General features: G+C 68.2%; 19 protein-coding genes. 2 read left to right on the forward strand and 17 right to left on the reverse strand.

What is annotated here, in order from left to right; all coding sequences use genetic code 11:
- The first annotated feature begins 2 nt into the window (after positions 1-2).
- On the forward strand, positions 3-722 hold the full coding sequence (locus tag DWG18_RS08395) for a response regulator (protein WP_162823771.1): 720 nt from the start codon (positions 3-5) through the stop codon (positions 720-722).
- Here the strand turns inward: DWG18_RS08395 and recO are convergent.
- The 9 genes from recO to rpoE form a co-directional block, all read right to left on the reverse strand.
- A complete protein-coding gene (gene recO, locus DWG18_RS08400) occupies positions 704-1,450 on the reverse strand; it encodes a DNA repair protein RecO (RefSeq protein ID WP_115646785.1) in 747 nt (248 codons plus the stop codon). The two genes, DWG18_RS08395 and recO, sit on opposite strands and share 19 nt — an antisense overlap.
- A 46-nt stretch (positions 1,451-1,496) precedes the next feature.
- A complete protein-coding gene (era, locus tag DWG18_RS08405) occupies positions 1,497-2,393 on the reverse strand; it encodes a GTPase Era (protein ID WP_115646786.1) in 897 nt (298 codons plus the stop codon).
- Between the two features lie 55 nt (positions 2,394-2,448).
- On the reverse strand, positions 2,449-3,126 hold the full coding sequence (rnc, locus tag DWG18_RS08410) for a ribonuclease III (RefSeq protein WP_240318493.1): 678 nt from the start codon (positions 3,124-3,126) through the stop codon (positions 2,449-2,451).
- A 2-nt stretch (positions 3,127-3,128) separates the two neighbouring features.
- Positions 3,129-3,503, reverse strand: coding sequence for a DUF4845 domain-containing protein (locus DWG18_RS08415; protein ID WP_115646788.1), 375 nt, complete (start codon positions 3,501-3,503; stop codon positions 3,129-3,131).
- A gap of 34 nt (positions 3,504-3,537) precedes the next feature.
- Positions 3,538-4,341 carry a signal peptidase I gene (gene lepB, locus DWG18_RS08420; RefSeq protein ID WP_115646789.1) on the reverse strand — a complete coding sequence of 268 codons (804 nt, stop codon included), beginning with the start codon at positions 4,339-4,341 and terminating at the stop codon, positions 3,538-3,540.
- A 94-nt stretch (positions 4,342-4,435) separates the two neighbouring features.
- On the reverse strand, positions 4,436-6,226 hold the full coding sequence (lepA, locus tag DWG18_RS08425; RefSeq protein WP_115646790.1) for a translation elongation factor 4: 1,791 nt from the start codon (positions 6,224-6,226) through the stop codon (positions 4,436-4,438).
- 94 nt (positions 6,227-6,320) lie between these two features.
- Positions 6,321-7,832, reverse strand: a complete 1,512-nt coding sequence (locus DWG18_RS08430) for a DegQ family serine endoprotease (protein ID WP_115646791.1) — start codon at positions 7,830-7,832, stop codon at positions 6,321-6,323.
- A 58-nt stretch (positions 7,833-7,890) separates the two neighbouring features.
- Positions 7,891-8,727, reverse strand: a complete 837-nt coding sequence (locus DWG18_RS08435) for a sigma-E factor negative regulatory protein (protein ID WP_115646792.1) — start codon at positions 8,725-8,727, stop codon at positions 7,891-7,893.
- Positions 8,724-9,347, reverse strand: a complete 624-nt coding sequence (gene rpoE, locus DWG18_RS08440; RefSeq protein WP_115646793.1) for an RNA polymerase sigma factor RpoE — start codon at positions 9,345-9,347, stop codon at positions 8,724-8,726. The genes DWG18_RS08435 and rpoE overlap by 4 nt, the downstream gene beginning before the upstream one ends.
- A gap of 199 nt (positions 9,348-9,546) precedes the next feature.
- On the opposite strand from rpoE, the gene DWG18_RS08445 reads away from it, so the two are divergent.
- Positions 9,547-11,610, forward strand: coding sequence for a 3-hydroxyacyl-CoA dehydrogenase NAD-binding domain-containing protein (locus DWG18_RS08445; protein WP_115646794.1), 2,064 nt, complete (start codon positions 9,547-9,549; stop codon positions 11,608-11,610).
- A gap of 48 nt (positions 11,611-11,658) precedes the next feature.
- On the opposite strand, the gene DWG18_RS08450 is transcribed toward DWG18_RS08445, so the two are convergent.
- The 8 genes from DWG18_RS08450 to fabF form a co-directional block, all read right to left on the reverse strand.
- A complete protein-coding gene (locus tag DWG18_RS08450; protein ID WP_115646795.1) occupies positions 11,659-12,372 on the reverse strand; it encodes a hypothetical protein in 714 nt (237 codons plus the stop codon).
- 15 nt (positions 12,373-12,387) lie between these two features.
- Positions 12,388-12,747, reverse strand: coding sequence for a PilZ domain-containing protein (locus DWG18_RS08455; protein WP_115646796.1), 360 nt, complete (start codon positions 12,745-12,747; stop codon positions 12,388-12,390).
- Complete coding sequence (locus DWG18_RS08460; RefSeq protein ID WP_115646797.1) at positions 12,744-13,706, reverse strand: DNA polymerase III subunit delta'; 963 nt, start codon at positions 13,704-13,706, stop codon at positions 12,744-12,746. Before DWG18_RS08460 ends, DWG18_RS08455 begins: the two co-directional genes overlap by 4 nt.
- On the reverse strand, positions 13,703-14,350 hold the full coding sequence (gene tmk / locus DWG18_RS08465; RefSeq protein ID WP_115646798.1) for a dTMP kinase: 648 nt from the start codon (positions 14,348-14,350) through the stop codon (positions 13,703-13,705). The genes DWG18_RS08460 and tmk overlap by 4 nt, the downstream gene beginning before the upstream one ends.
- Positions 14,347-15,408, reverse strand: coding sequence for an endolytic transglycosylase MltG (gene mltG / locus DWG18_RS08470; RefSeq protein WP_115646799.1), 1,062 nt, complete (start codon positions 15,406-15,408; stop codon positions 14,347-14,349). The genes tmk and mltG overlap by 4 nt, the downstream gene beginning before the upstream one ends.
- On the reverse strand, positions 15,393-16,202 hold the full coding sequence (gene pabC, locus DWG18_RS08475; RefSeq protein WP_162823772.1) for an aminodeoxychorismate lyase: 810 nt from the start codon (positions 16,200-16,202) through the stop codon (positions 15,393-15,395). Before pabC ends, mltG begins: the two co-directional genes overlap by 16 nt.
- 7 nt (positions 16,203-16,209) lie before the next feature.
- The gene (locus tag DWG18_RS08480; protein WP_115646801.1) at positions 16,210-17,559 is read right to left on the reverse strand and encodes an aminodeoxychorismate synthase component I; all 1,350 of its coding nucleotides are present in this window, start codon (positions 17,557-17,559) and stop codon (positions 16,210-16,212) included.
- Between the two features lie 115 nt (positions 17,560-17,674).
- Entirely contained in the window at positions 17,675-18,913 is a 1,239-nt protein-coding gene (fabF, locus tag DWG18_RS08485; protein ID WP_115646802.1) for a beta-ketoacyl-ACP synthase II, read from the reverse strand.
- Between the last annotated feature and the right edge of the window lie 29 nt (positions 18,914-18,942).

The following is an 18,942-nucleotide window of genomic DNA, read 5'->3' on the forward strand; positions in this document are numbered from 1 at the left end:
CGATGACGGACCATCGACACCCCCGCGCGCTGCTCGTCGAGGACGACGCGGTCAGCGCCGCCTTCCTCGAAGCCGCCCTCGCCCGCGTCCCGCTCGACGTCGACGTCGCCCGCGACTGCGCACGGGCCCGCGACCTCGCCGCGTCGTCGACCTACGCGTTGTGGGTCTTCGACGCCAACCTGCCCGATGGCCGCGGCGACGCGCTGCTCACGGAGCTGCGCGCGCGTGGCACGCGCACGCCGGCGATCGCGCACACCGCGGCGCGCGAAGCGGAGGAACACGAACGTCTGCTGACCGCAGGGTTCCTCGAAGTGCTGGTCAAGCCGTTGTCGACGTCGGAGACGGTGGCGGCCGCGCGCATGGCGCTGGGACTCGACGTGTCGTTGCAGGCGCCCGTCGCGCCATTGCGGGACTTGCCGTTCTGGGACGACACCTCCGCGCTTGCCGCGCTGCTCGGCGATCGCGGGCATCTCACCGCGCTTCGCGGCCTGTTCCGCCCGGAGCTGGACGCCGTGCAGGCCTCGCTCGCAAAGGCCGTCGACACGGACGACCGCGCCGAGATCCGCTCGCTGCTGCATCGCCTGCGCGCCAGTTGCGGCTTCGTCGGGGCACTGCAACTCGGCGACGCCGCGGCCCGCATGTCGACCATGGAACCGCGCGAAGGCTGGCCGACGTTCGATGCCGTGCTGCGCGCAACGCGCGATCAGTTCCCGGCGGACTGACCGCCCGCGCCGACACGCGACAACTCGCCGAGCAATTGCCACGACGTCAGCCCGCGTGGGCCGACGTGGTGCTCGAGCACGCGCCGCATCGCGCGGCGCAACGCGGCGAGATCAGCGGGCGCGGGCATCTCGTCCTCCACCAACGCGAGCAGTGCCTGGCCACTCGGTGCATCGCTGCGGTCCGCGGCGCCGCGATCGCTCAGCAATCGCCGCGGCCCGTGCTCGGGATCGAGCCGATAACGCGCCGCGGGATCGATGGGCTGACCATTGCCGTCGATCGCCCAATCGAAGCCGAGTCCCAGAGCCTGCAGGAGATCGCGCTCGTAGCGACGCAGCGTCCACGCCAGTGACTCCCCCGCACGCAGCCGCTCGCGTGCACGCGCGTAGGCCGTGAACAGACCGGGCTGCGGATCGTGGCGTGGCGCGAGGCGCAGGGTCAGCTCGTTGAGGTAGAACGCACCCAGCGCCGCATCGCCGACCAGACGTGGCGCGGCATCCACGGCTTCCCCGTTCGCGAGTTGCGCGAGTTCGCCACGCTGCACGGCATCGAAGCGGATCCACTGCAGCGGTTGCAGCGCGGCGCGCAAAAGCTGCCGGCGGGGCCCCGTCACGCCGCGTGCGAGCAGACCGATGCGTCCGTATTGCGCCGTCAGCAGTTCGACCAGCAGACTGGTCTCGCGATAGGGGCGCGCGTGCAGGACGAACGCGTTTTCCTGGACGTAGCGCATGTCGGCCTAGCGGGGCACGATCGATGCGGACGTCATGGCGAGCAGCTCAGTCGTGGTAGCCCAGCGACTTCAGCGCCGCCTCGTCGTCCGACCAGCCTTCGCGCACGCGCACCCAGGTCTCGAGGAAGACCTTCGAGTCGAACAGCTTCTCCATCTGCTGTCGCGAGCGCGCGCCGATCTCGCGCAGGCGTTCACCGCCCTTGCCGATGACGATCGCCTTCTGGCCGTCGCGTTCGACCCAGATCACCGCGCCGATGCGCAGCAGCGCACCGTCGACCACGAAACGCTCGATCTCGACCGTCGTCGCGTACGGCAGTTCATCACCGAGTTGGCGCATCAACTGCTCGCGCACCATTTCACCGGCGAGGAAGCGCTGGCTCTTATCGGTGATCTCGTCCTCGCCGTACAGCGCGTCCTGCTCGGGCACCAGCGAGAGCATCGTTCGGACAAGTTCGTTGAGGCCGATCTTCTTGAGTGCCGAAATCGGATGCACGCCGGCGAAGTCGCGCCCCGCACTGACCTTCGCCAGGTAAGGCAGCAGCGCGGTCTTGTCCTTCAGACGGTCGACCTGGTTGACCACCAGCACCACAGGCACGCCCGCCGCCTTGAGGGTGTCGTAGGCGAGGCTGTCCTCGTCGTCCCAGCGTCCCGCCTGGACGACCAGCACCGCGGCATCGACGCCTTCGAGCGCGCCACGCGCGGCGCGGTTCATCATCCGATTCATCGCGCGCTTCTGCTCGCGATGCAGGCCCGGGGTGTCGACCAGCAGCAGCTGGCCCTCCGGGAACGTCGCGATGCCGAGCAAGCGATGGCGCGTGGTTTGAGGGCGGTTGGACGTGATCGAGATCTTGGCGCCGACGAGCGCGTTGACCAACGTGGACTTGCCCACGTTCGGGCGGCCGATGACGGCAACGTGGCCGGCGCGGTGGGGAGCTGCGTTCATGCCGGGATTGTACGGGGACGCGCGGTCGCAGCCGTCGAAAGCGCCGATCTGGACGTCAGGCGCGGCGCTCGGCCTGCAGCGCGTCGATCCTGGCCAAGGCCGCTTCCGCGGCCATCTGTTCCGCGGCGCGACGCGACGTGCCCTCGCCTTCGGTGACGATTTCCGGCTGCGCCAGCGTGCAACTCACGCGGAACGTGCGGGCGTGCTCCTCGCCCTCCTCCGACAGCAGCGCGTACGTCGGCAACGGCCCTTGGCGACCCTGCAGCCATTCCTGCAGGCGCGTCTTCGCGTCCTTGCCTACCTTGTTCGGCGGCGGCAGCGCGGCCATCGCCCGCTCGAACCACGGCAGCACGGCGGACCGGCAGGTCTCGAAGTCCGAATCGAGGTAGATCGCGGCGACGAGCGCCTCGACGGCGTCGGCGAGAATGGAGTCGCGACGGTGTCCGCCCGACTTCATCTCGCCCGGTCCGAGCGTCAGGCGGGGGCCGATGTCGAGATCACGGGCGATCTGAGCGAGCGAGGATTCGCGCACCAGCTCGGCGCGCGCGCGCGTCAACGCGCCTTCGTCGACCTTGGGCCAGCGCGCATACAGCGCCTCGGCGACGAACAGGTTGACGAGTGCATCGCCGAGGAATTCGAGACGCTCGTTATGCGGGGCACCGGCGCTGCGATGGCGCAGCGCCTGATCGAGCAACGCGGATTGACGGAACGAATGGCCGAAGGCGTCCGCCACGGTCACTCCGTCGTGCGCTTGAATTCCTTCTCGGCGTTGAAGCGTGCGACCACGTCGAGATTGGCGATCAGTGGCTTGCGTGCTTCGTAGTCCACCGTCATCACCCAGCCTGCTTCCTTACGCGCGAGCTTGATGTTCTCCGGCTTGATGTCATCGACGTAGTCGGCTTCCATCCTGCGGAAGAATAGGTCCTTGATGTGCGCCGGATCGCTGGACGCCACGTCGGGATCGCGCGCCATCCCTTCAAGCGCCTTCTTTACGGAGAAGAATTCCGAATACATCGGAATGAGTTTCATACCCATGTAAGCAAACACGCCGACGACGGCGAGGACGACGATGAAGCTGGTCAGGGTCATGCCCTGCTGGTGGCGTCTCATGACTCTCTCCCCAAAGCCTGTGAGGCGGACAGTATCACTTGATGGTCGTGCCGATGCGGGACGCATCGAACGCGTTCGTGCAGAACCAGCCTTCGCAATTGAGCCAGATCAGGAAAGCCTTGCCGCGGAGGTTGGCTTCCGGCAGGAAGTGCATGGGCCAGTATCGGCTGTCCTCGCTATTGTCGCGATTGTCGCCCATCACGAAATACTGGCCCGCCGGAACCACCCACTCGCCCTCGCCGGGATCCATGACGCGGTCGGTCCACTCGAGCACGTGGTGCGGACGGCCGGGCAGCGCCTCGGCGAACTCCTCGGCACCCGTCATCTCGGCACCGTTGGCGACGCCCTGGTAGACGCCGATCGGCTGGTACTGCATCACCTGCCCGTTCACGCTGAGCTGGTTGTTGTGGTACGCGATGGTGTCGCCCGGCAGGCCGACGATGCGCTTGATCCAGTCCTGGTCCGGGTGGTGTGGCGGCTTGAAGACCACCACGTCGCCGCGCTTCGGCTCGCCGATCGCCACGACCTTGGCGTTGTTGATCGGCAGACGCAGGCCGTAGCTGAACTTGTTGACCAGGATGAAGTCGCCGGTGAGCAGCGTGGGCATCATCGAGTTCGACGGGATGCGGAACGGTTCGGCGACGAAGCTGCGCAGCATCAGCACCGCGGCCAGCACCGGGAAGAACGACTTGGCGTAGTCGACCAGCACCGGCTCGTCGCCGTCGTCGAGCAGGCCTTCGCGCGTGGCGCGCCGCTTGGCAAGGAACAGCTTGTCGAGCAGCCAGATGATGCCGCTGGCGAAGGTGAGCACGACGAGAGCGATTTCGAACCAGCGCATGGCAGTCCCTGGAAGCGGATGTTCGTGACGGGAGCTTGGATCGCGGACGGCCGCCGGGGTTCCCGAGTCCCCGGCCTGCCCGACGGCACTTGTATTACTGGTCGACCTTCAGCACGGCCAGGAAGGCTTCCTGCGGAATCTCCACGCGCCCGACCTGCTTCATGCGCTTCTTGCCTTCCTTCTGCTTCTCGAGAAGCTTCTTCTTGCGCGAGATGTCGCCGCCGTAGCACTTGGCGAGCACGTTCTTGCGAAGCGCCTTCACCGTCGTACGCGCGATCACCTGCGCGCCGATCGCCGCCTGGATCGCCACGTCGAACTGCTGGCGCGGGATCAGCTCCTTCATCTTCTCGGTCAGGTCGCGACCGCGCCGATCGGCGTGGCTGCGGTGCGTGATGATCGACAGCGCGTCCACCTTGTCGCCGTTGATCAGCGTGTCCACGCGCACGAACGGGCCGGCCTGGAAGCGCAGGAAGTGGTAGTCGAGCGACGCATAGCCGCGCGACACCGACTTCAGCTTGTCGAAGAAGTCGAGCACCACTTCGGCCATCGGCAGTTCGTAGCTGATCTGCACCTGGCCGCCCATGTAGGTGATGCCGATCTGCACGCCGCGCTTTTCCTCGCACAGCTTGATCACGTTGCCGACATAGTCCGGCGGCGTGAGGATATTGGCGCGGATGATCGGCTCACGGATCTCCTCGACCATGTTCACCGGCGGCAGCTTGGCCGGGTTGTCCATGGGGACGATCGAGCCGTCCGTCTTCAGTACCTCGTAGATCACCGTCGGCGCGGTGGTGATCAGGTTGAGGTTGTACTCGCGCTCCAGGCGCTCCTGCACGATCTCCATGTGGAGCATGCCGAGGAAGCCGCAGCGGAAGCCGAAGCCCATCGCTTCCGAGCTCTCGGGCTCGAAGCGCAGCGCAGCGTCGTTGAGGCGCAGCTTCTCCAGCGCTTCGCGCAGGTCGGGGTAGTCCTCGGCGTCTACCGGGAACAGGCCCGCGAACACGCGCGGCTGCATTTCCTGGAAGCCCGGCAGCGGGCCCGGCGCAGGGTTCGCGGTGTGCGTCAGCGTGTCGCCGACCGGCGCGCCGTGCACGTCCTTGATCGACGCGGTGACCCAGCCCACTTCGCCTGCGCGCAGCGCGTCGAGCACCTTGCGCTTGGGCGTGAACACGCCGACATCGTCCACCTGGTGCGTGCGACCCGTCGACATCACGAGCAGCTTGTCGCCTTTCTTGATCTCACCCTGCATGACGCGCACCAGCGACACCACGCCGAGGTAGTTGTCGAACCACGAGTCGATGATCAGCGCCTGCAGCTTGTCGGTGTCGCGCGGCTTCGGCGGCGGGATGCGCTGCACGATCGCTTCGAGCACGTCGACGACGTTGAGGCCGGTCTTTGCACTGATCGCGACCGCGTCGGTCGCATCGATGCCGATGACCGCTTCGATCTCCGACTTCGCGCGATCGATGTCGGCGGTCGGCAGGTCGATCTTGTTGAGCACCGGCACGACTTCGAGGCCCTGCTCCACCGCGGTGTAGCAATTGGCGACGGACTGCGCCTCGACGCCCTGTGCGGCGTCGACGACGAGCAGCGCGCCTTCGCAGGCGGCCAGCGACCGCGAGACCTCGTAGCTGAAGTCGACGTGGCCGGGCGTGTCGATGAAGTTCAGGAAGTATGTCTGCCCGTCCTTCGCCTTGTACGGCAGCGAGACGGACTGCGCCTTGATGGTGATGCCGCGCTCGCGCTCGATCGGATTCGAGTCGAGCACCTGCGCTTCCATTTCGCGCGCTTCGAGGCCGCCACAGATCTGGATGATGCGATCGGCGAGCGTCGACTTGCCGTGGTCGACGTGCGCGATGATGGAAAAGTTGCGGATCTGCTGCATCAAAACGGCGGGACCGAAGGCGAAATAACGCGGGATTATCGCACGCCCCCGGTCCGGCCCGGGGCGACCGCCGTTCGCGGTCGCCCGACCGTCCTCAGCCCCCTGAAGGATCGACGGCGACGAACTGCGTCGAATTGCCGCGACGCACGAGCAACATGATCGCCTGGCCACGCGGCAGCGCCGCGACCGCGCGCGACAGTTCCGCCGAATTGCCGACGGCGGCGCGACCCACCTGCAGGATCACGTCGCCGGGCTGAAGGCCGGCGTCGCGCGCGGGCGTGCCGTCGACGCGACCGATCCGCACACCCTCACCGTCGCCGAGGCCCATGCGCTTGCGTTCGGCGGCGGTGAGGTCCTGCACGGCAATGCCCAGGCTCGCGTTGGACGCGGGCTCGGCTGCGGCGGACCGCTGATTCGGGGTGCCGGCGTCTTCAGCGGCAGCGACGGTGAGTGCATCGAGCACGACCGGCACCTGCAGCGACTTGCCCTCGCGAACGACGGTCAGCTGCGCCTTGCTCTTGGGCGCAAGCGCGCCGATCAGCGGCGGCAGGTCGCCGGAGTCGTTCACCGCGCGCCCGTTGACGGCACGGATGACGTCCCCGCGCTGCAGGCCCGCGCGCGCCGCGGCGCTGCCCGGCACGACGTCGGCCACGAGCGCACCCGAGGCGTTGGGCAGGCCCATCGAATTGGCGAGGCTGGCGGTGAGCTGCTGCACCTGCACGCCCAGCTGGCCACGCGCGACGTGGCCGGTCGTCCGGAGCTGCTGGACGACCGACGCCGCGAGATCCATCGGGATCGCGAAGCTCACGCCCTGGTACCCGCCCGAGCTCGAGAAGATCTGCGAGTTGATGCCGACCACTTCGCCGCGCGTGTTCAGCAGCGGCCCGCCCGAGTTGCCGCGGTTGATCGCGACGTCGGTCTGGATGAAAGGCACGTACTGCTGGTTGGCGACCGGGTTGGAGCGACCGACCGCACTGACGATGCCGGCGGTGACCGAATGATCGAGGCCAAACGGCGAGCCGATCGCGACCACCCATTGGCCCGGCTTCGGCGCGTCGGTCGCCGTACGCAGCGCCGGCAGGCCCTTGCCCTCGATTTTCAGCAGCGCGACATCCGACTGTTCGTCGCTGCCGACCAGCTTGGCCTTGAACTCGCGACGATCGGACAGGCGCACCGTGATCGTGCTCGCGCCCTCGACCACGTGGTGGTTGGTGAGGATGTAGCCGTCGTCGGAAATCAGGAAACCGCTGCCGAGCGACACGCCCTGCAGCGCGTTGTCGGGGCCCTGCGGCCCGCGCGGACCGCCCGCACCCGGCGGATCCTCGCCGAAGAAGCGCTTGAAGAACTCGGGGATCTCGTCGTCCTCGTCGGCAAGGCGACGATTCTGGCTGCCACGGATTTCCGCGCTGACGTTCACCACCGCCGGCCCGACCTGCTGCACGAGGTTGGTGAAGTCCGGCAGGCCCGACACCATCTGCACCGCGGGAGGCGCGGTTGACGGTACGGGCAACGCCGCGGCGTTCTGCGGCTGCTGAGCCGTGCAGGCGGCGGGCAGCGCGAGCGCGACGGCGGCGACAAGGGCGAGCGTTTGGAGCGGTCGGTTCATCGAATCGGCCTCGGAGCAGGTCGGAAGGCCGGCGTGCGCCGGCAAGTCATGAGGTGGATCAGGGCGTGTTGGCCTGTCCCGTCGTCTCGTCGTGCACGCGCGGCTCGAACGGATAGAACGACGGCGAGTCCCCGAGCGCGTCGGCCACCGCCCCGTAACTCGCGGTCAGTGCGGCATTGCTGCCCGCTGACGCGCGCGGCCAGGGACGTGAAGCGAGGGCGTCGTTCGCCGAGACATGGAACGGGTTGGCGACGTCGGGGGGCGTGAACGCGGCGACGGTCGAGGGCGCGGCGACCTCGTCGCGCGCCACGCTTTCGGTACGGCGCGCCGGACGCACGGCGGTCGCACGCGGCTGCGGGCGATCGACGGCGGCGACCTGCCGCGACGCCGGTATCGCATCGGCGGTCGGCGTAGTGGTGCTGGCGACCGCCGGAATTTCGGCCGACGGCGCGATCGGTGTCGGCACAGCCGGCTGCGCTGCCGCCGGTGCGGGCATCACTGCAACCGCAGGAGCGGAAGGCGCGGGGGACGGCTGCGGAGCGCGCGTGGCCACCACCGCGACCAGCGCGAGCGAAGCCGCCAGCGCCCCGCCGACCCACATGCGCACAGGTCGGCGGGGCGTCGGCGTCGCGACCGTCGCAACGGTCGGGACCGGTGCCAGCGCGGAAGCTTCGGCGGCCACGGCGTCGCGGACGCGCGCGGCCAAGCCGGCCGGCGCCGCGATCGGTGCCTGGCGACGCATCGCATCGCCGATCAGCTGCCAACGACCGCAGTCGTCCTTCCAGCCAGCGTCGTGCGACAGACGGCGTAGCGCGAACAGGCGGGCTTCGCCTGCCAACTCGCCGTCGTGCAGTGCGCTGAGGGACTCGCGGTCGTGGGTGTCGTTCGGGTTCATCGTTGCCGCTCCCGGGCTCCGGCATCACGTTCGGGGTCGAGAAGGGGTTTGAGCTGCGCGTCGATCGCCTCGCGGGCGCGGAAGATGCGCGAACGCACCGTCCCGATCGGGCAGCCCATGCGCTCGGCGATCTCGTCGTAGCTGAGGCCTTCGACCTCGCGCAGGGTGATCGCTTCGCGCAGCTCCTCCGGCAGCCGGTTCACCGCATCCATCACCGTGCGCTCGATTTCCTGCCGCAGCAGTTCGTGTTCGGGCGTATCGGTATCGCGCAGGCGAAAGCTCGGGTCGAACTGTTCGGCGTCCATGACGTCGATGTCGTCCGTCGGCGGTCGTCTGTTCTGTGCGACGAGATGGTTCTTGGCAGTGTTCACGGCGATCCGGTGAAGCCAGGTGGAGAACTGGGCGTCGCCCCGGAAATTCCCCAGCGCGCGGTAGGCACGCATGAAGACTTCCTGTGCGACGTCCTGGCATTCGCTCCAGTCGTGCACGTAGCGCCCGATCAGTCCGACCACGCGGTGCTGGTACTTGCGCACCAGCACATCGAAGGCCGAGCTGTCGCCGCGCTGCACGCGCTCGACCAGCTCCCGGTCCAGGGACTCCCGCCCTGGGCCGGCTTCCATTGCAGACGCTTCCTCTACGGCCATGTCGGCCGGCACTCCTGTAGCCGCCCGGACATCACCGGGCATTGGGACAACGCCATCGCGGAAAAGTTCATCGACCGCGGTGGGCGCGGGGCGCCGAACGGGGCGCGGATTGACGCACGGGAAACAACCTCCGGATGATAGCTGGTCGCTCCATACGTGAACGGATGGTTTTCCGATGACCGCCTCCTCCCGCTTTGACGGCCTGCCGATGCACCACTGGCGCGCCGAAACCCGTGACGACGGCGTCGTCGTGCTGTCGTTCGACAAGGCGGAAAGTTCCGTCAACACGTTCTCGCAGGACGTGCTCGTCGAGCTCGATACCTTGCTCGAGCGGCTGCAGCTCGAACCGCCGAAGGGCCTCGTGATCCGATCGGCGAAAGCGAGCGGCTTCATCGCCGGCGCCGACATCAAGGAGTTCCAGATCTTCGACCAGCGCGGCACGGTGAACGATGCGATCGCGCGCGGACAGCGCGTCTTCCAGCGCATCGCCGACCTGCCGTTCCGAACCGTGGCCGCGATCCACGGCTTCTGCATGGGCGGTGGCACGGAGATTGCGCTGGCGTGCGACTACCGCGTCGCCAGCGACGATCCGTCGACGCGCATCGGCCTGCCGGAAGTGAAGCTGGGCATCTTCCCGGGCTGGGGTGGCAGCGTTCGCTTGCCACGACTCATCGGCGCGCCCGCGGCATTCGACCTGATGCTCACCGGTCGCACAGTGAGCGGCAAAGCCGCGAAGGCGATGGGACTCGTCGATCGCGTCGTCCCGGTCGACCAGCTCGTCGACGCCGCGATCAAGCTCGCATTGCGTGGCACCGAGCGTCCTTTCCAGCAGCGCGCGCTCGCATGGGTCACGAACACCTGGCCCGCGCGTCAGCTGATCGCGCCGCAGCTCGTGAAGCAGGTCTCGCGCAAGGCGAAGAAGGCGCACTACCCTGCACCGTACGCGTTGATCGAGAGCTGGCGTCGTGGCGGCGGATCGATGAAGCAGTTGCTCGACAACGAACGCCGGGCCGTAGTGAAGCTGTCGTCGACGCCGACCGCGCGCAACCTCATCCGCGTCTTCTTCCTGCAGGAACGCCTGAAGTCGCAGGGCGACAGGAACCACGGCATCAAACGCGTGCACGTGGTCGGTGCTGGCGTGATGGGCGGCGACATCGCCGCGTGGTCGGCCTACAAGGGTTTCGACGTGACGCTCGCCGATCGCGAGCAGCGCTTCGTCGACGCGGCGATGCAGCGCGCGTCGGAGCTGTTCGCCAAGCGCGTCAAGGACGATGCGAAGCGACCTGAAGTCGCCGCACGCCTGCGCAGCGATGTCGCGGGTGACGGCGTCGCCGATTGCGACCTGCTGATCGAAGCGATCATCGAACGTCCCGATGCAAAGCGCGCGCTCTACGCCGATGTCGAGCCGCGCATGAAGCCCGATGCGCTGCTCACGACGAACACCTCTTCGATTCCGCTCGACGAATTGCGCGAAGGTCTGCAGCGTCCCGCGCAGTTCGCGGGCCTGCACTACTTCAATCCGGTCGCGCTGATGCCGCTGGTGGAAATCATCCATCACGACGGCATGGACCCGCGCACGGAGCAGCGCCTGGCCGGCTTCTGCCGCGCGATCGACAAGTTTCCGGTGCCGGTCGCGGGCACGCCGGGCTTCCTCGTCAACCGCGTCTTGTTCCCGTACATGCTCGAAGCCGCGACGGCGTATTCCGAAGGCGTGCCGCCCGCGCTGATCGACAAGGCCGCGGTGAATTTCGGCATGCCGATGGGACCGATCGAACTGGTCGACACGGTGGGCCTCGACGTCGCGGCCGGCGTTGGTGCGGAGCTCGCGCCGTTCCTCGGCCTGCCGATTCCCGCCGCACTCGCGACGCCACCGCAGCCCGGTGCGCGCGGCAAGAAGGACGGCCAGGGCCTGTACACGTGGGAGAACGGCAAGGCGGTGAAGCCGGAGATTCCGCAGGGCTACACCGCGCCCGGCGATCTGGAGGATCGTCTGATCCTTCCGCTGATCAATGAAGCCGTGGCGTGCCTGCACGACGGCGTCGTCAGTGACGCGGACCTGCTCGACGCCGGCGTCATCTTCGGCACCGGCTTCGCGCCCTTCCGCGGCGGCCCGATCCAGTACGTGCGCGAAACCGGTGTCGACGCGCTGCTGCAGCGCCTGCGTGCACTGGAAGCGAAGTACGGCGCGCGTTTCGCGCCGCGTCCGGGTTGGGACAACCCGGCACTGCGCGCGGAGTGATCGTTCTCGACGTCGCGGCGATCGGATCGTCGCGACGTCAGGCCCGCTTCAATGGGTGGACGTCAGATCCAGTCCGAACTCGCATACCGTCGGCGGACGCTTTCGGACGACGGGCAGATCCGACCGGAACTCGCTGTCGCCTGACGGATAGTCTTCGGGCGGATTCGCCGGCTCGCACAGGATGACCGGCCCGACGAAGGGGCTGTCCTGCGCAAGTCGGCCGCCCTGCCAGTCGGACACCGCACCGCCGTAGTCCCAGCCGAAACCGGCGAACACGAACGGTCGCCCGTTGAGCGCTTCGAGTTCGACCGACGTGAGCCCGATGCGCACGCCGTCGGCCCGACGCCACGTCGAGCCCGGATGCACTGCGAGCGGAGCGGGATGCCGGCCGGCCTCGTCCAGCCAGATGTCGATGCGACGCGCGGGCTCGTTGGCGAACAGTACCCAGCCCGTCGCTTGCGCGCCTTCGGCGCCGTGGAAGGTTTTGCGCGCCACCGCCGCATCGCCATAGCGAACGCGCAGTGTGTCGAAGGTGTCGGCGGACGACACGATGTCTTCGAGTCGTTGTTGCGATGGATCACTCGCGGCTGCGCGAGCCGGCGTCGTTTCGAGACCGGGCCGCGGCGCGCGCGGCTGTCGCGCGGCAGGTGAAGGTGCGGCGGTCGACGGCGCGGTCGCGGGCGACGGCGTCTCCACGCGCTGGCATGCCGCCAGCAGCACGTAAGTCGTCAGTGCGAACGGACCGAGCAACGTGCGACCCATCCGCACGTCGTCGCCTTACATCGTGTGCGTGGAGCGATCGCCGGTCAGCAGGCCGGCGAGCAGCGTCTCGATCTTGCCCTTCACCGCATCGCCTTCCGGCGTTTCGGGGAACTGCACGCCGATGCCGGCCGGATGACCGCCTTGCGCACCGACCGGCGTCAGCCAGACGACCTTGCCGGCCACCGGCATGCGCTCGCCGGACTCGGGCAGCGTGATGAGCAGGAACACCTCGTCGCCCAGCGAGTAGCGCTTCGGCGTCGGCACGAAGATGCCGCCGCCCTTCAGGAACGGCATGTACGCCTGGTACAGCTGGGACTTGTCCTTCAGGACCAGCGACAGGATGCCCTGTCGCGCGCCGCCGGGAGTTGCACTCATCGGTCGCGGATCTCCTGGCCGACGCGCGATGCCGCGCGCCAGGCCGTCAACAGTTCCATCAGCACGAGGTCCGCGCGGACCGTGGTCCGGAGCAGGTCGCGGCTGCGGTTCGCCTTGTCGAACCAGGTGGCCAGACTGCGCGCCGCGTGCGGGTGGGTCAAGCCACGGGCCCTTTCGACGGCCAGGTCCGCCGCATGACGCAGGCGCAGCGCGGCATGTTCGTCAGCCCCCCACTGCTGCGCGGTCTCCTGCGGGGTGGCTTCCCCGCGGGCGAGCTTCTGCAGATCGCTGGCCACGCGACGGCGCAGGTCGAGGCCGCCGCTGCGCAGCCAGTCATCCGCGAGACCGGGATGGCCGCGCGCGGCCAGCAGCGCCTCGTCGACGTCCTTCGCTGCATGGCCCTGCGCAAGCAACCAGGTGCGCGCCTCGCCGATCGGCGGCAGGCGGAACTCGATGCGCTGGCAGCGGCTGCGGATCGTCGCAGGCAGTCGCGCCGGATGTGCGGACACCAGCCACAGGTAGCGACCGGGCACCGGCTCCTCCAGCGTCTTCAGAAGCGCGTTCGCGGCCGACGTGTTGATCGCATCGGCCGGATCCACGATCGCGACCTGCGCACGCCCGTACTGCGGCGTGAGCGCCAGTTGCGAGGAGAGCTCGCGCATCTGGTCGATGACGATCTCGGTGCGCAGCTTCGTGCCTTCGCGATTCGGGATAAAGCTGATGAAGCGATAGTCGGGATGCGTGCCAGCCTCGAACAGACGGCAGCTGCGGCACGTCCCGCAGGCGTCGATGCCATTCGGTGCTTCGCAGAGGACACGGCGCGCGAGGCGAATCGCGACGTCCCGTTTGCCCAACTGCGCTGGCCCGCAGAACAGCTGCGCATGGCCGAGGCGCCCCGACTCCAGCGTCGCCGCGATCTGCTCGTACGCACGCGACTGCCAGGGCGCTATCGCGCTCATGCGACCTCGGCGCGATGACGACGCAGGGCGTCGACCGCCGCGGCAGCCACGTCAGCTGCCGGCTGCGAGGCATCGATCACGACGAAGCGCTGCGGATGCGCTGCGGCGCGCGCAAGATACGCCGCGCGCACGCGTTCGAAGAATTCGGCGCGCTCGGACTCGATGCGGTCCGCGTCGCCGCGCCCACGCATGCGCGCGAGGCCGACGTCGACCGGCACGTCGAGCAGCAGCGTGAGGCCGGGCTCGATGCCGACGAACTCGTGCTCGAGCACATCGATCAGATGCGGATCGCAGCCCCGTCCGCCGCCCTGGTACGCGTGGCTCGCGTCGGTGAAGCGATCGCTCAACACCCACTCCCCGCGCGCCAGCGCGGGTGCGATCACCTGCCCGACCAGCTGCGCGCGCGAGGCGAACATCAGCAGCAGTTCGGTGCGATCGCAGGGGGCTTCGTGGTCCGGATCCAGCAACAAGGCGCGGATCTTTTCCGCCAGCGGCGTGCCACCGGGTTCGCGCGTGCAGGTCACCGCACCATCGCCCTCGAGCTCCGTGCGCAGCGCGGCGAGCACGGTGGACTTGCCCGCGCCCTCGCCGCCTTCCAGCGTCACGAGTTTGGGCTCGCGACGCAGAACCGCCTGCTGCGTCATCGCGGCGCAGCCTGCGCGGCGCGGTAATTGGCGAGGTACTTCTGCACGTTCTGTTGGTGCTCCGCGAGCGTCTTGGCAAAGAAATGGTGGCCGCTGCCATCGCCGCGCGCGACGAAATACAGCGCGTCGCCCGGCGCCGGATTCGCCACGGCCTGCAACGCGGCGGCACCCGGCATCGCGATCGGCGTCGGCGGCAGGCCGGTGCGTGTGTAGGTGTTGTACGGCGTGTCGGTCTGCAGGTCGACCTTACGGATGTTGCCGGCGTAAGCGCTGCCCATGCCGTAGATGATGGTCGGATCGGTCTGCAGCGGCATGCCGATCTTCAGGCGACGCGAAAACAGTCCTGCGATCTCGGGGCGCTCTTCCGCGATACCGGTTTCCTTCTCGACGATCGACGCCAGCGTCAGCATTTCGTCCGGCGTCTTCAGCACGCTGTCGGGGCTGCGCGAACGCCATGCGGCGTCGAGCGCCTTCGACATCGCACCGTACGCGCGACGCAGCACGTCGAGATCGGTATCGCCGCGCGTGTAGACGTATGTCTCCGGAAGAAAGCGCCCTTCCGGATGCTCACCGGGATGGCCGAGCTTCGCCATCAACGCCGCGTTGTCGAGCTGCGCGCTGTCGTGCACCAGCGGCTCGGCCTTGGCGAGCGCCGCGCGCACGTCGCGAATGGTCCAGCCTTCGACGATCGTGACCTTGTGCTGGATAACGTGGCCATCGCGCATATCGATGAGCAGGTCGCGCGGCGTCATGCCCGGCTCCAGCGGGTACTCGCCGACCTGGATACGGCCCGCCGCGCCGAGCTGCTTGGCGAGTGCGGTCCACTCGATCGTCGAGCCCTCGACGCCGGCTTCGTGCAGCTTGCGCAGCACGGTCGGCAGCGAATCGCCCTGCTTGACCACGAGGCTGCTGCCGGGCTTCACGCCGCGCATCGGTGCATCGGCGAAATCGGCGTACAGGTACCACGCGCCCGCGAGCGCCGCGGCCAGTGCGATCAGCAGCAACAGGGTGAAGCAACCACTTCGGCGCTTGCGCGAACGGCTCACGGCGACTCCGATGTCAGGGCGAAGGCGGGATGCGCGGTCGCGAGGCGTTCCCGAAGCCAGGCGACCTGCGGATGCGGCGACCAGACACGATCGCCCAGCCGCGCGACTTCGAGGATACCGCGCACGGCATTGCAGACGAACAGGGCGTCGGCGGATTCGACGGCGTCGGCTGCGATACGCGTCTCACGCACATCGAGGGCGTCGATCGCCCAGGCGCGGCAGACGCCGCGTACACCGCAGCGATCAATGGCCGGGGTGGTCCAGCTGTCCCCGTTCAGCACGAAGACGTTGCCCGCGATCGCGCTTACGACATCACCGTCGACGTCGCGCATCAGGCCGTCGTCGGCGGCCTCGCCCTCGCGCCACTCCGCGCGCGCGAGCACCTGCTCGAGGCGATTGCAGTGCTTGTGCCCCGCAAGGCGCGGCTGGATCGCGAGGCGCGTGTCGCACCAGCGAAGCGTGACGCGGTCCTGTCGCGGCGGCGCGTCGTGCAGCGACAGCATCCAGAACGACGGCGCTGCCATCGGCGCGTAGCCACGACCGCCGGGCCCGCGCGTGACGACCAGCTTGGCAACGCCATCGCGACCGTCGAGCAGCGCGTGAGCTTCGGCGCGGGCCTGCGCCTCGTCCGGCAGTGCGATGCCGAGTGCCTCACCGCCCCGGCGCAGACGCATCCAGTGCCGATCCCACCACGGCACGTCACCGCGATGTGCGCGCATCGTTTCGAACAGACCGTCGCCATAGGCGAGCCCGCGATTCGATGCCGCAATCGCATCGACGCGTGTCGAACCTTCGAACAGGCGCACGTCCACGTCAGTCCGCCACACCCAGCGCGCGCAGCATGCCACGCGCCTTCGCGCGCGTTTCGTCGAGCTCGCGCTGCGGATCGGAGTCCGCAACGATGCCGGCGCCGGTGCGGAAGCGCACCTCGCGGCCTTCGACTTCGGCGCTGCGGATCAGGATGTTGAGGTCCATGTCGCCATTGGGCGCGAGCCAGCCCATCGCACCGGTGTACGCGCCGCGGCCCACCTGCTCGAGCTCCGCGATGATCTGCATGCAGCGCACCTTCGGACAACCCGTGATCGTGCCACCCGGAAACACAGCGCGGATCACTTCACCGGGCGTCACGCCCTCGCGCAGCCGACCGCGCACGTTGCTCACGATGTGATGCACGTGCGCATAGCTTTCGACCGTCATTAATTCATCGACCTCGACGGTACCGGCCCGGCAGACGCGACCAAGATCATTGCGTTCGAGATCGATCAGCATCACGTGCTCGGCGCGCTCCTTCGGATGCCCGACCAGTTCCTGCACGCGTGACGCATCGTCGTCGCCGACAACGCGCGGACGCGTGCCTGCAATCGGCCGCGTCTCCACCAGATCGCCTTGCACGGACACGAGCCGCTCCGGTGATGCGCTGACCACCGACCAGCCATCGCCCGAAAAGAGGCCCGCGAACGGCGCAGGATTGTTGCGACGCAATCGGGTGAAGAGCGCAGCAGGTTCGACGCCTGTTTCGAAGTGCGCAGTCCAACCACGCGATAGATTGGCCTGGAAGACGTCGCCCGCCACAAGGTAATCGAGGATGCGGCGCACGCCCGTCGTGAACTGCTCGGGTGCATCCTCGTCGATGGCCGCCGGCTTGCGCCATGCGGGCAATGCATCGAGCGCGTCGGCACGCCGGAGATCAGCTTCGATCCGATCGGCGGTCGGATCATCGACCGCGTGCAGGACGCATGCACCCGATTCGCGATCATGTTCGATGGCTGCGTCGATGCGGACAGCGCGCGCAACCGGCACGCTGCCAGGCGCTGCGGGAAGATCGAGGATGCGCTCGATCTGCCCCGCGGCTTCGTAGGCGATCAGCAGGGCCCAGCCGCCGACCGGCGACGCATGCGGTGCAGTCGCCGTCGCGAATGCCGCATCCAGCGCGGCAAAGAAGTCGCTGCCGATATCGCGACCCGCCGCGTCACGCACCCGGCCGTCACGTCCCAACTCCAGCACCTCGTTCGTCGCCGCGAGCAGCAGATCGCGACGCCCGATCCGCGTGCCGGACGCGGTCGATTCCAGCAACACGGGATAGCGCGTAGGCGCGAGCCGGTGCAGGTCGAGGAGGTCGCCGGGGCGCTCGAGCACGCGGCGGACAGGAGACGGCGAAGGCATGCGTCGGGACGGCGATATCGGGCCCGGGATTATCGCCGGCCCGACGTCGGGCTGTCCGAAAACGACGAAGCCTGCGACGGGCGCGGGCTTCAGGCGACAGCGCGAGGCGCCGCCGTCAGATCCGGCGGAACACCAGCGTGCCGTTGGTACCGCCGAAGCCGAAACCGTTCGACACCGCCACATCGACCTTGGCCTGGCGCGCGGTATTCGGCACGTAGTCGAGGTCACAGCCTTCCGACGGGTTCTCGAGGTTGATCGTCGGCGGAATGATGCCCTCGTGCAGCGCCATCACCGAGAAGATTGCTTCAACGCCGCCCGCCGCGCCGAGCAGATGGCCCGTCATCGACTTGGTCGAGCTGACCATCGTGCGGTACGCATGCTCGCCGAGCGCGCGCTTCACCGCCATGGTTTCGGCGAGGTCGCCCAGCGGCGTGGACGTGCCGTGCGCATTGACGTAGCCGACCTGCTCCGGCGTCACGCCTGCGTCCTTCAGCGCCATGACCATGCAGCGCGCGGCGCCTTCGCCGTCTTCGCTGGGCGCGGTCATGTGGAACGCGTCGGAGGTCGCGCCGAAGCCGGCGAGCTCGCAATAGATGCGCGCGCCGCGGGCCTTCGCGTGTTCGTACTCCTCGAGCACGAGGATGCCGGCGCCGTCGCCGAGCACGAAACCGTCGCGGCCTTCGTCCCACGGGCGCGATGCACGCGTCGGGTCGTCATTGCGCGTGCTCATCGCCTTCATCGAGCAGAAGCCACCCACCGACGTCGGCGACGAACCGCGTTCGCCACCGCCGGCGATCATCACGTCCGCGTCGCCGTACTGGATCATGCGCATCGCCATGCCGATCGAATGGTTCGACGTCGCGCATGCGGACACGGCAGAGAAATTCGGGCCCTTCATGCCGGTCAGCAGCGACACCTGCCCCGGCAGCATGTTGATGATCGTGCTGGGCACGTAGAACGGCGAGATCTTGCGCGGGCCGCCCTCGTTGTACTTGATCGCGGTTTCCTCGATGCCGAGGATGCCGCCGATGCCCGAGCCGATCAGCGCGCCGATGCGCTCTGCGTTGTTGTCGTCGATGACGAGACCCGAATCCTCGATCGCCATCAGCGACGCGCCGACGCCGTAGTGAATGAACGGGTCCATCTTCTTCGCGTCCTTCGGGTTCACCCACTTGGTGACGTCGAAGTCGCGCACTTCACCCGCGATCTTGGTGGTGAAGTTGGTCGTGTCGAAATGCGTGATCGGGCCGATGCCCGACCGTCCGTTGACGATGCCGTCCCACGTCGTCGCCAGGTCATTGCCCAGCGGGGAGACGATTCCAAGTCCGGTAACTACGACGCGACGGCTGGACATGCTTTCAACCTCGACTGCACCGGATCCCC

This window comes from Lysobacter sp. TY2-98, from assembly GCF_003367355.1.
GTDB lineage: Bacteria > Pseudomonadota > Gammaproteobacteria > Xanthomonadales > Xanthomonadaceae > Cognatilysobacter.

Bases quoted from the DNA above. Each gene is read 5' to 3' on its own strand.
- DWG18_RS08395 (WP_162823771.1), top strand. From the start codon at position 3: ATGACGGACCATCGACACCCCCGCGCGCTGCTCGTCGAGGACGACGCG.
- recO (WP_115646785.1), bottom strand. From the start codon at position 1,450: ATGCGCTACGTCCAGGAAAACGCGTTCGTCCTGCACGCGCGCCCCTAT.
- era (WP_115646786.1), bottom strand. From the start codon at position 2,393: ATGAACGCAGCTCCCCACCGCGCCGGCCACGTTGCCGTCATCGGCCGC.
- DWG18_RS08415 (WP_115646788.1), bottom strand. From the start codon at position 3,503: ATGAGACGCCACCAGCAGGGCATGACCCTGACCAGCTTCATCGTCGTC.
- lepB (WP_115646789.1), bottom strand. From the start codon at position 4,341: ATGCGCTGGTTCGAAATCGCTCTCGTCGTGCTCACCTTCGCCAGCGGC.
- lepA (WP_115646790.1), bottom strand. From the start codon at position 6,226: ATGCAGCAGATCCGCAACTTTTCCATCATCGCGCACGTCGACCACGGC.
- DWG18_RS08430 (WP_115646791.1), bottom strand. From the start codon at position 7,832: ATGAACCGACCGCTCCAAACGCTCGCCCTTGTCGCCGCCGTCGCGCTC.
- DWG18_RS08435 (WP_115646792.1), bottom strand. From the start codon at position 8,727: ATGAACCCGAACGACACCCACGACCGCGAGTCCCTCAGCGCACTGCAC.
- rpoE (WP_115646793.1), bottom strand. From the start codon at position 9,347: ATGGAAGCCGGCCCAGGGCGGGAGTCCCTGGACCGGGAGCTGGTCGAG.
- DWG18_RS08445 (WP_115646794.1), top strand. From the start codon at position 9,547: ATGACCGCCTCCTCCCGCTTTGACGGCCTGCCGATGCACCACTGGCGC.
- DWG18_RS08450 (WP_115646795.1), bottom strand. From the start codon at position 12,372: ATGGGTCGCACGTTGCTCGGTCCGTTCGCACTGACGACTTACGTGCTG.
- DWG18_RS08455 (WP_115646796.1), bottom strand. From the start codon at position 12,747: ATGAGTGCAACTCCCGGCGGCGCGCGACAGGGCATCCTGTCGCTGGTC.
- DWG18_RS08460 (WP_115646797.1), bottom strand. From the start codon at position 13,706: ATGAGCGCGATAGCGCCCTGGCAGTCGCGTGCGTACGAGCAGATCGCG.
- tmk (WP_115646798.1), bottom strand. From the start codon at position 14,350: ATGACGCAGCAGGCGGTTCTGCGTCGCGAGCCCAAACTCGTGACGCTG.
- DWG18_RS08480 (WP_115646801.1), bottom strand. From the start codon at position 17,559: ATGCCTTCGCCGTCTCCTGTCCGCCGCGTGCTCGAGCGCCCCGGCGAC.
- fabF (WP_115646802.1), bottom strand. From the start codon at position 18,913: ATGTCCAGCCGTCGCGTCGTAGTTACCGGACTTGGAATCGTCTCCCCG.